Source organism: Mycobacterium persicum (assembly GCF_002086915.1).
GTDB lineage: Bacteria > Actinomycetota > Actinomycetes > Mycobacteriales > Mycobacteriaceae > Mycobacterium > Mycobacterium persicum.
This window is the reverse complement of sequence record NZ_MWQA01000001.1, coordinates 1376086-1389154: the sequence shown is the minus strand read 5'-3', so window position 1 is coordinate 1389154 and position 13069 is coordinate 1376086. Positions and strand designations below refer to the sequence as shown.

Annotated in this window: 13 protein-coding genes; 12 read left to right on the top strand and 1 reads right to left on the bottom strand. The window is 65.2% G+C overall.

Translation table 11 applies throughout. The features are described 5' to 3' along the window. Positions 1–7 precede the first annotated feature (7 nt). From fabG to B4U45_RS06135, 6 genes are all read left to right on the top strand, one after another. Complete coding sequence (gene fabG / locus B4U45_RS06160; RefSeq protein WP_089025180.1) at positions 8–751, top strand: 3-oxoacyl-ACP reductase FabG; 744 nt, start codon at positions 8–10, stop codon at positions 749–751. Beyond that, positions 748–1959 carry an acetyl-CoA C-acetyltransferase gene (locus B4U45_RS06155; protein WP_075547288.1) on the top strand — a complete coding sequence of 404 codons (1212 nt, stop codon included), beginning with the start codon at positions 748–750 and terminating at the stop codon, positions 1957–1959. The genes fabG and B4U45_RS06155 overlap by 4 nt, the downstream gene beginning before the upstream one ends. A 2-nt stretch (positions 1960–1961) precedes the next feature. Further along, positions 1962–3173, top strand: a complete 1212-nt coding sequence (locus B4U45_RS06150; RefSeq protein ID WP_075547287.1) for a CoA transferase — start codon at positions 1962–1964, stop codon at positions 3171–3173. Continuing rightward, a complete protein-coding gene (locus B4U45_RS06145) occupies positions 3166–4359 on the top strand; it encodes an acyl-CoA dehydrogenase family protein (RefSeq protein WP_122526492.1) in 1194 nt (397 codons plus the stop codon). The genes B4U45_RS06150 and B4U45_RS06145 overlap by 8 nt, the downstream gene beginning before the upstream one ends. 4 nt (positions 4360–4363) lie before the next feature. Beyond that, complete coding sequence (locus tag B4U45_RS06140) at positions 4364–5059, top strand: GntR family transcriptional regulator (RefSeq protein WP_075548462.1); 696 nt, start codon at positions 4364–4366, stop codon at positions 5057–5059. A gap of 97 nt (positions 5060–5156) precedes the next feature. Then, a complete protein-coding gene (locus B4U45_RS06135; protein ID WP_082275544.1) occupies positions 5157–5516 on the top strand; it encodes an Rv1352/Rv1906c domain-containing protein in 360 nt (119 codons plus the stop codon). Here the strand turns inward: B4U45_RS06135 and B4U45_RS06130 are convergent. Further along, entirely contained in the window at positions 5513–6298 is a 786-nt protein-coding gene (locus tag B4U45_RS06130; protein ID WP_075548485.1) for a TetR/AcrR family transcriptional regulator, read from the bottom strand. The two genes, B4U45_RS06135 and B4U45_RS06130, sit on opposite strands and share 4 nt — an antisense overlap. A 171-nt stretch (positions 6299–6469) precedes the next feature. Here B4U45_RS06130 and B4U45_RS06125 point away from each other — a divergent pair, with 171 nt between their 5' ends. Genes B4U45_RS06125 through B4U45_RS06100 form a run of 6 tightly spaced genes read left to right on the top strand, consistent with a single transcriptional unit; the run spans position 6470 to position 13068 of the window. After that, the gene (locus B4U45_RS06125; RefSeq protein WP_075548461.1) at positions 6470–7477 is read left to right on the top strand and encodes a dihydrodipicolinate synthase family protein; all 1008 of its coding nucleotides are present in this window, start codon (positions 6470–6472) and stop codon (positions 7475–7477) included. A 33-nt stretch (positions 7478–7510) separates the two neighbouring features. Continuing rightward, positions 7511–8338: an enoyl-CoA hydratase gene (locus B4U45_RS06120; RefSeq protein WP_075548484.1), complete on the top strand. Its 828-nt coding sequence runs from the start codon at positions 7511–7513 to the stop codon at positions 8336–8338. 8 nt (positions 8339–8346) lie between these two features. Then, positions 8347–9546 carry an amidohydrolase family protein gene (locus B4U45_RS06115; protein ID WP_075548460.1) on the top strand — a complete coding sequence of 400 codons (1200 nt, stop codon included), beginning with the start codon at positions 8347–8349 and terminating at the stop codon, positions 9544–9546. 8 nt (positions 9547–9554) lie between these two features. After that, entirely contained in the window at positions 9555–11174 is a 1620-nt protein-coding gene (locus B4U45_RS06110) for an acyl-CoA synthetase (RefSeq protein ID WP_075548459.1), read from the top strand. Then, entirely contained in the window at positions 11171–12001 is an 831-nt protein-coding gene (locus B4U45_RS06105; RefSeq protein ID WP_075548458.1) for an amidohydrolase family protein, read from the top strand. Before B4U45_RS06110 ends, B4U45_RS06105 begins: the two co-directional genes overlap by 4 nt. 2 nt (positions 12002–12003) lie before the next feature. Beyond that, a complete protein-coding gene (locus B4U45_RS06100; protein WP_075548457.1) occupies positions 12004–13068 on the top strand; it encodes an acyl-CoA dehydrogenase family protein in 1065 nt (354 codons plus the stop codon). The last annotated feature ends 1 nt before the right edge of the window (position 13069 follow it).

Here is a 13069-nt window from a genome sequence, read left to right as displayed (position 1 = left end):
GGAATTGTTGATGTCATTGCTGAACGGTCAGACCGCGGTGGTCACCGGCGGAGCCCAAGGACTGGGCTTGGCCATTGCCGAGCGATTCGTCGCCGAGGGCGCGCGCGTCGTGCTCGGTGATGTCAATCTCGAAGCGACCGAGGCCGCGGCACAGAAGCTGGGCGGCGATGCAGTAGCCGCGGCTGTGCGGTGCGACGTGACCAAAGCCGACGAGGTCGAAACGCTCATCCGCAGGGCCGTCGAGTTTTTCGGCGGTCTCGACGTCATGGTCAACAACGCCGGCATCACCCGAGACGCGACCATGCGCAACATGACCGAGGAGCAGTTCGACCAGGTCATCAGCGTACATCTGAAAGGCACCTGGAACGGCACCCGGCTGGCGGCGGCCATCATGCGCGAAAACAAGCGGGGCGCGATCGTGAACATGTCCTCGGTGTCGGGCAAGGTCGGGATGGTGGGCCAGACCAACTACTCCGCGGCTAAAGCCGGGATCATCGGGATGACCAAGGCCGCCGCCAAAGAGCTTGCCCACGTGGGTGTTCGAGTCAACGCCATCGCCCCCGGATTGATTCGCTCGGCGATGACGGAAGCAATGCCGCAACGCATTTGGGACCAGAAATTGGCCGAGGTTCCGATGGGCAGAGCGGGTGAGCCCAGCGAAGTCGCCAGCGTCGCCTTGTTTTTGGCCTCTGACCTGTCCTCGTACATGACCGGAACGGTGCTCGATGTCACGGGCGGGCGGTTCATATGACTGACGCTGTCATCTGTGAGCCGGTCCGCACGCCGATCGGCCGCTACGGCGGAATGTTTAAGTCGCTCAGCGCCGTTGAACTCGGCGTCGCCGTGCTCAAGGGACTGCTCGAGTGGACCGGTCTGCCGCCCGATGAGGTGCAGGAGGTGATCCTGGGGCACTGCTATCCCAGCAGTGAGGCACCGGCCATCGGCCGGGTGGTCGCATTGGATGCCGGGCTGCCGGTCACGGTTCCCGGTATGCAGGTCGACCGCCGCTGCGGTTCGGGCCTGCAGGCTGTGATCCTCGCCTGCCTGCAGGTGAGCCATGGCGACACCGACCTCGTCATCGCCGGCGGCTGCGAAAGCATGAGCAATGTCGCGTTCTATTCCACCGATATGCGCTGGGGCGGCGCCCGCGGTGGTATCCGGGTGCACGACGGGCTGGCCCGCGGCCGCACCACGGCCGGAGGCCGGCATTATCCGGTGCCGGGCGGGATGCTGGAGACCGCCGAGAATCTGCGCCGCCGGTACGGCATTTCGCGGCTGGAGCAAGACGAACTGGCGGTGACGTCGCATCGGCGTGCGGTCACCGCGCAACAGGACGGCATCCTGGCCGCCGAAATCATTCCCGTCGTGGTACCCGGCCGCCATGGCGATCAGCTGATCGACACCGACGAGCATCCCCGCGCCGACACCACACTCGAATCGTTAGGGAAGCTCAAACCCGTTCTGCTGAAACAGGATCCAGAGGCAACGGTGACGGCGGGCAACGCCAGCGGCCAAAACGATGCGGCATCGATGTGCGTGGTCACCACGCCGGCCAAAGCCGCCGAGTACGGCTTGCGGCCGTTGGTCCGGTTGGTTTCCTGGGGGCTGGCGGGGGTGGCGCCCGACATCATGGGCATCGGTCCGGTGCCCGCGACCGAGGCCGCGCTGGCCAAGGCGGGCCTGCGGCTGGCCGACATCGACCTCATCGAACTCAACGAAGCGTTCGCCGCCCAGGCGCTCGCGGTGATGCGGGAATGGAACTTCGGTGCCGCCGACCGGGAACGCACCAACGTGCACGGCTCCGGCATCTCGTTGGGTCATCCCGTCGGCGCGACCGGCGGCAGGATGCTGGCCACCCTGGCGCGTGAACTGGAACGCCGCCAGGCGCGCTACGGCCTGCAAACCATGTGCATCGGCGGGGGTCAGGGGTTGGCCGCCGTCTTTGAACGGGTCGCATAGACATGCAAGGTCCCGCGTTGCCGTTGAGCGGCATCAGTATCGTCGAGGTTTCCAGCTTCGTGGCCGCACCGCTGTGCGGCATGACGCTCAGTCAGCTTGGTGCACAGGTGATCCGTGTCGATCCGATCGGCGGCGCTGCCGACGTGCAGCGCTGGCCGCTGGCTGCGTCCGGAACGTCGATCTACTGGACGGGTCTGAACAAGGGAAAGCGTTCGGTGACCGTGGATCTGCGCTCGGCGCAAGGACAACAGCTGGTGCAGCGGTTGGTCATCGAGGGCGACGGCATCGTCGTGACCAACGCTGGCTTTGCCTGGCTCAGCCACCAGCTGCTGGCCGCCCGGCGTTCCGACGTCATCCACCTCCAGCTGCTCGGGCGAAGCGACGGGTCAACCGCTGTCGACTACACCGTCAACGCGGCCGCCGGCTTCCCACTGGTCACCGGTCCGGTCGGCCATGCCGGCCCGATCAACCACGTGCTGCCGGCCTGGGACGTCTGTTGCGGTCTGTATGCCGCGCTCGCCGTCGTCGCCGCGGTGCGCCGCCGCGACCAGACCGGGATGGGGGCTCGGGTCAGTCTGGCGCTGGAAGACGTTGCGCTGGCGACGGCGGGAAACCTGGGGCTGTTGACCGAGCCGCAGGTCAATGGGACGCAACGGCAGCGCCTGGGCAATGCCGTCTACGGCCAGTACGGCCAGGACTTCACCAGCCGCGACGGAGTCGGATTCATGGTTGTCACGTTGACCGGACGGCACTTTCGCGATCTGGTCGACGTGACCGGCACCGGGGGGGCGGTGTCGGCGCTGGCCGAGGCGCTGGGTGTGGACTTCGCCGCCGAAGGCGACCGGTACCGCTACCGCGACGTCCTCACGGGCCTCTTCGCGACCTGGTTCGGCGACCACACCGGCGACGAGATCACTGCGGAACTGTCGGGTACCACCGTGCTCTTCGAACGCTACCGCAGCTTCGCGCAGGTGGCTGCGAGCTCGAAAGTGACTGCCAATCCCTTGTTTTCCGTGCTGCATCAGCTGGGGGTCGGTGAATATCTGGCTCCGGGCCTGCCGGCCGCGTTCGACGGCGCCCACCCGGCCAGCGCGTCTGCACCGGCACTAGGGCAGGACACCACGGCGGTGCTCACCGAGCGCCTCGGACTGACGGCCGCCGATATCGCGCGATTGTCGAGCGCTCAGACGATAGGAACAACGGCGCATGACTAGACTTGCCCAGACCCTCGGGCTGACCGAGTTGCAAACCGAAATCATCAGCGCCGTACGGAAATTCGTCGACGAAGAGATCATCCCCAACGCGCCGGAACTGGAGCGCGCCGACACCTATCCGCAGGCAATCGTCGACCAGATGCGCGCCATGGGCTTGTTCGGTCTGATGATCGCCGAAGAATACGGCGGGCTGGGGGAGTCGTTGCTGACTTACGCGTTGTGTGTCGAAGAGCTGGCCCGGGGCTGGATGAGTGTCTCCGGTGTGCTCAACACCCACTTCATCGTGGCTTACATGCTGCGCCAGCATGGCACCGACGAGCAGCAGCAGCGCTTCCTGCCACGCATGGCCACCGGCGAGTGTCGCGGCGCGTTCTCGATGTCGGAGCCGGAACTGGGCTCCGACGTCGCCGCGATTCGCACCCGGGCCCGCCGCGATCCCGGTGGCGACTACGTCATCGATGGCCAGAAGATGTGGCTGACCAACGGCGCCAGTTCGACGCTGGTGGCGGTGCTGGTGCGCACCGACGAAGGCGAAGCCAAGCCGCACCGCAACCTGACCGCGTTCCTCGTCGAAAAGCCAACGGGTTTCGGTGAAGTGGCTCCGGGCTTGGTGATCCCCGGGAAGATCGACAAGCTGGGCTACAAGGGCATCGATACCACCGAACTCATCTTCGACGGTTATCGGGCACCCGCCGACGACATCCTCGGCGGCATCGCGGGGCAGGGCTTCTTCCAGATGATGGACGGCATCGAAGTCGGCCGGGTGAACGTTGCGGCGCGCGCCTGTGGTGTCGCCATTCGAGCCTTCGAGCTGGCGGTGCGATACGCGCAGCAGCGCCACACCTTCGGGAAGCCGATCGCCGAGCACCAGGCCATCGCATTCCAGCTGGCCGAGATGGCGACCAAGGTCGAAGCGGCACACCTGATGATGGTCAACGCGGCGCGGCTGAAAGACTCGGGCGAACGCAACGACGTCGCCGCTGGAATGGCGAAATACCTTGCCAGCGAATACTGTTCGGAAGTCGCCCAGCAAAGCTTCCGCATCCACGGCGGTTATGGATACTCGACGGCCTACGAGATCGAGCGGCTGATGCGCGATGCGCCGTTCCTGCTGATCGGCGAGGGTACCAGCGAAATACAGAAGTCCATCATCAGCAAGCGGCTGCTCGACGAGTATCGGATCTGACGGCATGACTGTCCCCGATTTCGCTGCGCGACCCCAGCTTTCCGACGATGTGGCGAACTTTGTCCGCAAGAGGATTTACGACGGCAGCTACGCCGCGGGCAACTACATTCGCCTCGATCAGCTGGCCGCGGAATTGGGAATCAGCGTGACACCGGTGCGTGAGGCGTTGTTCGCGTTACGCGCCGAAGGATTGGTTGCCCAGCAGCCACGGCGGGGGTTTGTGGTGTTGCCGGTGACCAAACGCGACCTCGCCGACGTCGCCAACGTGCAGGCGCACGTGGGCGGCGAGCTGGCGGCGAGGGCCGCGATCAGCATCAGCGACCAGCAGCTGCGTGACCTCAGGCGGATCCAGGCACAGCTCGAGGAAGCTTACGCCGCCGCCGACGACGAGCGGACGGTCCAGCTCAACCATGAGTTTCACCGAGCCATCAATATTGCGGCCGGCTCGCCGAAGCTGGCGCAATTGATGTCTCAGATCACCCGTTACGCACCCGAATCGGTGTTTCCCAGCATCGAGCATTGGCCGGCCCGGGCGATCAAGCATCATCGGCGGATACTGTCCGCACTGGCGAAGCGCGACGACAAGCTGGCCCGCGCCGCCATGGCCGACCATCTCGCCGCCAGCGCAATTCCGTTGATCGAGCATCTGATTGCGCGTGGGGTGGTGGCAGAAACGGAGCACCCGGCGCATCGCGGCTAGGCCGAGGCTACGGCGATTAGGCCGAGCCATTCGACGCTATCGGGTGCTGGCGGGGGTATAGGCTGCCGCTAGGCCGAGCCAGATTGAAGAGGACGAAATGCGTCATGCATCCCGAGCGTCAGCCGCGCTGGTTGCCTGCGTGGCCGCGATATCGCTCGCGTCCCCGGCCGGTGCCGAACCAGGCGACCAGATCCCCGGCGACGGAGTTTTTCAGGTGGGGACTGACATCGCCCCAGGTACTTACCGCACCGAGGGACCGTCGAATCCGCTTATCCTGGTGTTCGGCCGGGTGTCCGAGCTCTCAACCTGCTCGTGGTTGATGCACAGCACACCCGCGGCCAGCGCCGAGGACATTGTGAACTCGAATACCTCGATGGGTCCGATGTATGTGACGATCCCGGCAACGGTCGCGGCTTTCGAGACCAGAAACTGCAAACTGTGGATGCGGGTTTCTTAGCCGTCACCGGTCCTGGTCCGTTTCCTCGGCACGGACGACTTGGTCGGTTTGCGTTGCGCTGAAGACGGTTTGGCTGCTTTCGCCCGTTCCTCGATCAACCGGCCGGCGTGATCGAGGATGCAGTTGAGGCCGTATTCGAAGTTGGCCTCATCAGGGGTCGCGATGCGGTGTCCCTTCCCGGTGACCCGGGCGATCAACGGTGTGGTTTGCGGGTCGATCTCCATGGCGTCTTCGAGGGCGCGTGGCCCGCTGTCGGCGGACTGGTGCCTCTCGTTGAGTCGATGCAGCACCACCGACCCGCGCACGTGAAGCGAGACCGCGGCGTACGTGTCGAAGGCGTCCTCGGGAGACAGCCCTGCCTGCACCAGATTCGCGATGGCCCGCTCCATCTCCTGGGCGCCAAGCCTGGCGGCCCTGGGACTGAGCGCCGACCGGATGAGGATCAGATCGCACAGTATCGGGTTGCCCATGAAGGTCTTCCGCATCAGCCGGGCATGATTGCGCAAGGTCTCACGCCAGTCGTCGGCCTCCACGTACGGGGTGGCAAAGACGTACTTGCTCAAGGCGCGATCGGTCATCGCGTTGAGCAGATCGTCCTTCTTCCGGAAGTACCAGTAGATGCTGGTGACGCCTACTCCGAGGTGTTTGCCGAGCAGCGGCATGCTCAGGTTGTCGATGGACACCTGCTCTGCCAGTTCGAATGCGCCGGTGATGATGTCGTCTGGATTGATGGACCCGCGCTCGCGCCGCTGACGTTTGTCGGCGGTTGCCTGCTTTGCCACTACGCGGCTACCTCCATCGAAGATCGGTGTTGCGTAGGCGGTGCTGGTGGTGCCGCCGCTCAGGCTGGCCGGCACTGCTCCGGGCACCTCTACGTCTGCTACTGTAATGCCTATCGTAGGCTTTTTGGTATAAGCGGCTGGGCGGGGCGAGCATGACCGGGCTGAGGCAGCGTGGCGACCGCCGGTGAGGCGCGTGCCTGGGCGCGGGGCGCGTTGCGGGGCATCGGCGACTCGCTGTATACGCCGTTCTGCGGGCACGACGGGGACGACATCGACTGGGATGCCTATCGGACTCTGGTGCGCTATTGCGTCGGTGATCTCGGACATCCGATGCTGTGGTGCACCAGCGGAATCGGGGAATTCTGGTCACTGACCATCGAGGAGCGGAAACGCTTGCTCGAGGTCGCCATCGAAGAAGGGCGTCGATGCAATCCCGATGTCGTCATACAGGCCTGCACATCGGCGATGACGGCCAAGGACTGCCTGGAGCTGACGCTGCACGCCCACGCGGCGGGTGCCGACATCGCCTATATCCAGACGCCGATGATGGAAACGCACGGTGGCGAAGGCGTGTTGAGATTCTTCAAATACGTCGCCGCACATACCGACATCGCGCTGGGCATGTTCAATTCGCCGTCTTCAGGTTATGTGTTGACGCCGGCCGAGAGTGCGCGCATCTACCACGAGGTGCCCGCGGTATGCGCTACCAAAGAGGGCGCCTTCCGCCCGCAGGCCAGTCGGCTGCTCCACGAACTCGCCCCCGGACTGGTCCTCTGGGAATGCGACAAGACGATCTACCGCGCCGGATGGCTGCGCGCCGGAATCGTCTGTCCGGCACAGCTGGGCACGGCCGGCTATCTGATGGAGACGCCGCAGCGGCGGCTATTGTCCGAATACTGGGATTTGGTGTTGGGGGACAAGCTCATCGAGGCGATGGACTATGGACGTGATTCGGGTCTGGACCAGTTAGACGTGGACCTCGGTTCGTGGTGGACCTGCTATCCGGGCAGACCCGACTACTTCACCCACTGGGGCGGTGCGTTCAAATACGCGGCGTCGGTGCTGGGTCTGCCGATCGGGTCCTATCCGCATTCCCGGCCGCCCCAGGCCGAATTGCCGGTCGAGGCCAAGTCTCAAATCACGGCTGCCTACCGTCGGATGGGGCTCATCGATGGCTAACCCTTGCGCCGCGGTGGGGCCGAGGAGACACCGATGAGCAGCGATGCCGACGATGCGGTGCTCTACGACGCAACCCCCGGCGGGGTGGCGATTCTCACCTTCAACCGTCCCGATCGGCTCAACGCCTGGGGTCCCGACATTGCCGCGGGGTTCTATGCGGCGCTCGACCGCGCCGAACAGGATCCGGAGATCCGGGTGATCGTGCTGACCGGCCGGGGCCGGGGCTTCTGTGCCGGCGCCTATTTGGGCTCGCCGGATTCGGCGGCGGGATACGGCGTCACCATGGCGACGGCACGTCAGACCGATCTGGCCGATTTGGTCGGTGAACGCCCGCCCCATTTCGTGACGACGCTTCGCAAGCCGGTGATCGCCGCGATCAACGGTCCCTGCGCGGGCATCGGTCTGACGCAGGCGCTGATGTGCGACGTTCGATTTGCCGCCGCCGGGGCGAAGTTCGCGGCCGTGTTCGCCCGGCGCGGGCTGATCGCCGAGTTCGGCATCTCCTGGATACTTCCGCGCTTGACAAGCTGGGCGGTCGCACTAGACCTGTTGTTGAGCGGCCGAACGTTTTTTGCCGAGGAGGCCGCAGAGCTGGGCCTGGTCAAGGAAGTCGTCGCGCCCGAGGATGTGATGAAGCGCGCTCTCGAGTATGCGGAGGACATCGCCCGCAACTGCTCGCCGGCGTCGATGGCGGTGATCAAGCGCCAAGTCTACGGCGACGCCACTGGCGATCTCATCGAAGCCACCGCCCGCGCTGAAGTTCGGCTGCGCGAGGCGATGCCGAGGCCAGACGTGGTCGAAGGAATCGTGAGTTTCCTGCAGAAGCGGCAACCGCGGTTTCCGTCGCTCACATCGGAATAGGGACGATCATGGGGCACTTGAATTACCTGGCGATCGACGTCGACAACCACTACTACGAACCGCTGGATGCGTTCACCCGCCATCTGGACAAGCGGTTCCGCCGGCGTGGGGTGCAGATGTTCAGCGACGGCCGCCACACCCAGGCCATCATCGGCGACCGCGTCAACCGATTCATCCCCAATCCGACCTTCGACCCGATCATCGTGCCGGGCTGCCTGGACGTGCTGTTCCGCGGCGAGATTCCCGAGGGCGTGGATTCGGCGTCGCTGATGAGGGTCGAGAGGCTGCGGCCGGAGTACCAGCACCGGGAGGCACGCGTTGCCGTGCTCGAAAGCCAAGGCATCGAAACGATTCTGGTTTTCCCGACCTTCGGCTGCGGAGTCGAGGAAGCGCTCCGGGGTGACATCGAGGCGACGATGGCATCCCTGCATGCCTTCAACCTGTGGCTCGACGAGGATTGGGGTTTCGACCGCCCGGACCATCGCATCCTTGCCGCGCCGATGATCTCGTTGGCCGACCCCGAAGAAGCGGTCAGAGAGATCGATTTCGTGCTCGCACGCGGTGCACGACTGGTGCATGTGCGTCCGGCGCCGGTTCCCGGTATTGCGAAGAACCGCTCGCTGGGCCACCGCTCGCACGACCCGGCGTGGGCGCGGCTGGCCGAAGCCGGCGTACCGGTGGCCTTCCACCTGGGCGACAGCGGCTATCTGAAAATCGCAGCAATGTGGGGCGGAAAGGAAACCTTCGAACCGTTCTCGGCACCGCCGGACCCGCTGGACAAGATACTCGTCGACGATCGTGCCATCCATGACACCATGGCTTCGCTGATCGTCCACGGTGTTTTCGATCGTCATCCCGCACTCCGGGTGGCCAGCATCGAGAACGGTTCGGAATGGGTGCATCGGCTCGCCAAGCGGCTCAAGAAGTTGGCTAACCAGCATCCGCGCTCGTTTCCCAACGATCCCGTCGAGACGTTGCGCGAGCACGTGTGGGTGTCACCCTACTACGAGGAAGATCTCGAGTTGCTGGCCGACAAAATCGGCGTCGATCGCATTGTGTTCGGCTCGGACTGGCCGCACGGCGAAGGTCTGGAGTCGCCCCTGTCGTTCACCGGGGAACTTGCCGCGTTCAGCGAAGCCGACACCCGAAAAATCATGCGCGACAACGCGTTGGCCTTCCTCGGCGTCACGGTGTCTGCGGCGACCTAGGAAAGAACGTGCCCCAATGGACTATCGGCGCCGTGCTGGACGCCATCGCGGAGGTCATTCCGGATCACCAGATGACGGTGTGCGGGCCGCGCCGCAGCACCTTCGCCGAGTCGGCGGCGCGAACGAACCGGTTGGCAAACTACCTGCACGGCAATGGTTTCGGAGTCCACAAGTCGCGCGAGACGCTGCAGCGGTGGGAATGCGGTCAGGACCGGGTGGCCCTGATCATGTACAACGACCTGTATCCCGACATGGTGATCGGCTGCCTCAAGGCGCGCGTCGTGCCGGTCAATGTGAACCACCACTACTCGCCGCGTGAGATCGCTGAGCTGCTCGACTATGTCAAGCCGCGCGCTGTCATCTACCATCGTTCGCTCGGTGCCCGATTCGCCGAAGTGTTGCCGCCCCACGACACCGAGCTACTCATATCCATCGACGACGCGAGCGGCGCTGCCGAACTGCCGGGCGCGGTTTCGCTCGACGACGCGCTGGCAACCTGTGCCGCTGACCGCACGGTTGCGGGTTCGCCGGATGATCTGATCATGATGTGCACCGGTGGAACGACAGGACGCCCCAAGGGAGTGCTGTGGCGCCAAAGCGATATCTACGTGACGTCGATGGTCGGCGCCGACCACGCGGGCGTCGAAGAGATCCATCAGCTGGCGCGCGTAGGCGGGCCGCCATGGTTCGCTGTTTCACCGCTCATGCATGCGGCCGGGATGTGGACCGCGTTCGCGGCTCTTCTGCACGGCCTCACCGTCGTCATGTACGACGACCGCAACCGGCTCGACGCGCGGTCGGTCTGGGCTACCGCCGAGCGCGAACAGGTGGGCATGATCACCATGGTTGGCGACGCATACGCCGCACCGCTGGTCGACGAACTGCGGAACCGCACCTACCACCTGTCGTCGGTGCACTCGATGGGCACGGGTGGGGCGGCCACCAACGCGAAATACAAACGGGCACTGATGGAGTTGCTGCCGCAGGCCACCATCATCGAGGGCTACGGCTCGTCGGAGACCGGCAACATGGCATTCGGGTACAGCCGCGACGGCACCGCCAGCGAAACCTTCGAACCCAGAATCGGCGCAACCGTCGTCTCCGCGGACCGCAGCCGATTCCTGCGGCCCGGTGAGCCCGAGATCGGCTGGGCGGCCAGAATCGGCCGGATCCCACTGGGATACTTCGACGACGCCGAAGCCACCCAACGTACTTTTCCCGAGATCGCGGGCCAGCGTGTGGTGATACCGGGCGACCGGGCTTGCCTCGAGAAGGACGGAACCATCCGGTTATTCGGCCGCGACTCGCTGGTGGTGAACACCGGTGGCGAGAAAGTGTTCGTCGAAGAGGTCGAGGACGTGCTGCGCGCACATCCCGGCGTTGCCGACGCTCTGGTGCTAGGACGGCCCAGCGAGCGCTGGGGACAGGAAGTGGTCGCGCTGGTCGTGTTACGCCCGGATGCCCCCGTCGGTGAACCGGCGCTGTACGCCTTCTGCACCTCGCAGCTGGCGCATTTCAAGGCCCCGAAGGCGTTCATCGTCGTCGAGCACATCCAGCGTCTGGGCAACGGCAAGCCGAATTATCGGTGGGCCAGAGAGCAAGTGACGCGGCGGGTTCCGGCACCATGACGCACAAAGCGATCGACTGCCTGGTGAACGTCCACTTCGGTGAGGCGCGATCCCAGCCGACCTGGATGCTCAAGGTTCGCGACGACTACTTCAAGGGCCCCGAGTCGATGTTCGAACCGGTCGAGCTGTCCGCGCTGCTCGCCGAGATGGACGAACAAGGGGTGCACAAAGCGATCCTGATGGATTCGCTGGCCAACCCGTCGGTCACCGCGCGCGCGTTCGTCGAAGCCGAGCCGGACCGGTTCGCGCTGGCCATGGGTGGAGTCAACCTGCTGCGTCCGGTCAAGCCGTTGCGTGAATTGAGCGCTCTTGCTGGCGACCTGCCCGTAGCGTATGCCGTTGTCGGGCCCAGCTTTTGGGGAGAAGGGCAATACCCGCCCAGCGACGCCGTCTACTATCCGCTCTACGCCAAGTGCGCCGAACTCGACCTTCCGCTGTGCGTCAACACCGGCATTCCCGGGCCGCCGATCCCCGGCGAAGTACAGCATCCGATGCATCTCGACCGGGTGTGCGTGCGGTTTCCGGAGCTGCGGCTGTGCATGATCCACGGCGCCGATCCATGGTGGGACGTGGCGATCCGGCTGCTGCTCAAGTACGCCAACCTGCGGCTGATGACCTCGGCATGGTCGCCCAAGCGGTTGCCGGAAGCTCTGCTGCATTACATGCGGACGCGTGGCCAGAACAAGGTGATCTTCGCTTCGGACTGGCCGGTGTTGCCGATGCGCAGGGTCATACCCGAGGCGCGGGCCCTGGACCTGCCGTCCGGCGTCCTGCAGAACTACCTCTACAACAACGCCCAAGAGTTCTTCTTCGGTGAGGAGCGCTGACGATGGACCGTTTCGAATTGCGCAGGCTGGACTACAGCTTGTCCGAGGACCATATCGCGTTGCAGTCGGCGTACAGGCAGTTCTTCAAGACCCACTGCTCGATCGAAACGGTCCGTGCCGCAGAGCCATCCGGTTTCGACAAGAGCCTGTGGGAGCGGTTGTGCGGGATGGGAGCCACGACGATGGCGCTGCCCGAGTCCGCCGCCGGCGACGGCGCGACGCTGGTCGACCTCACCCTGGTGGCCGAGGAGATCGGCCGCTCACTGGCGCCCGTCCCGTGGATCGACCATGTCTGCGCGACACGGCTCCTGGCACGCCTCGGGATGCTGGATGCCGAAACCGCCGCCCTGGCCACCGGAGAACAGCTCGCGGCGCTCGACCCGCGGATCGACGGTGGATCGGGCCGGCGGCTGATTCCCGCCGGGTCGATTGCCGGCCGCGTCGTCGTCGCCGACGGCGACCGTATCCTGAGCCTGACGTTCGGCACGCGGCCGGCGAAGGTGGACAACATCGGCCGGCTGCCGATGGCCTGGATTGATCCGGCATCCGCTGACTCCCCGACGGTCGTGGCCCACGGGTCCGAAGCGGTGACGAATTACCAACGGGCCCTGGACGAATGGCGACTGCTGATGGCCGCGGCGCTGGTCGGCCTGGTCGAGGAGACGATGACGATCGCGGCGGAGTTCGCCAAGACCCGTTACACACTGGGCGTGCCCATCGCTACGCTGCAAGGCATTTCGCACCCGCTGGCGAACATGGCCATCACCGCGCACAGCGGACGCAACCTGGTTCGGCGTGCCGCCTGGTTTCTGGACAACGAACCTCATGAACGACCGGAACTGGCGCCGGCAGCGTTTCTGTTCATGGCCGAGGAGGCTGCCAAGGCCGCCACCCTGGCCGTGCACATCCAGGGAGGCCTCGGGGTTTCGACCGAGGCCGCCGCCACCGCCTATCTGGTGCGGGCCCGCGGATGGCCCCTGGCCGGCGGTGATCCGGGTGCCTGCGCCCGGCGAGTCGCCGAGATCGTGGCCGCCCGCGAAACCGCTTCCCGGGCCGCGTGCGTCTAGG

Excerpts from the sequence above, each read along its gene's own strand:
- B4U45_RS06145 (WP_122526492.1), top strand. The coding sequence starts at position 3,166 with ATGACTAGACTTGCCCAGACCCTCGGGCTGACCGAGTTGCAAACCGAA.
- B4U45_RS06140 (WP_075548462.1), top strand. The coding sequence starts at position 4,364 with ATGACTGTCCCCGATTTCGCTGCGCGACCCCAGCTTTCCGACGATGTG.
- B4U45_RS06155 (WP_075547288.1), top strand. The coding sequence starts at position 748 with ATGACTGACGCTGTCATCTGTGAGCCGGTCCGCACGCCGATCGGCCGC.
- B4U45_RS06135 (WP_082275544.1), top strand. The coding sequence starts at position 5,157 with ATGCGTCATGCATCCCGAGCGTCAGCCGCGCTGGTTGCCTGCGTGGCC.
- B4U45_RS06105 (WP_075548458.1), top strand. The coding sequence starts at position 11,171 with ATGACGCACAAAGCGATCGACTGCCTGGTGAACGTCCACTTCGGTGAG.
- B4U45_RS06100 (WP_075548457.1), top strand. The coding sequence starts at position 12,004 with ATGGACCGTTTCGAATTGCGCAGGCTGGACTACAGCTTGTCCGAGGAC.
- B4U45_RS06150 (WP_075547287.1), top strand. The coding sequence starts at position 1,962 with ATGCAAGGTCCCGCGTTGCCGTTGAGCGGCATCAGTATCGTCGAGGTT.
- B4U45_RS06115 (WP_075548460.1), top strand. The coding sequence starts at position 8,347 with ATGGGGCACTTGAATTACCTGGCGATCGACGTCGACAACCACTACTAC.
- B4U45_RS06120 (WP_075548484.1), top strand. The coding sequence starts at position 7,511 with ATGAGCAGCGATGCCGACGATGCGGTGCTCTACGACGCAACCCCCGGC.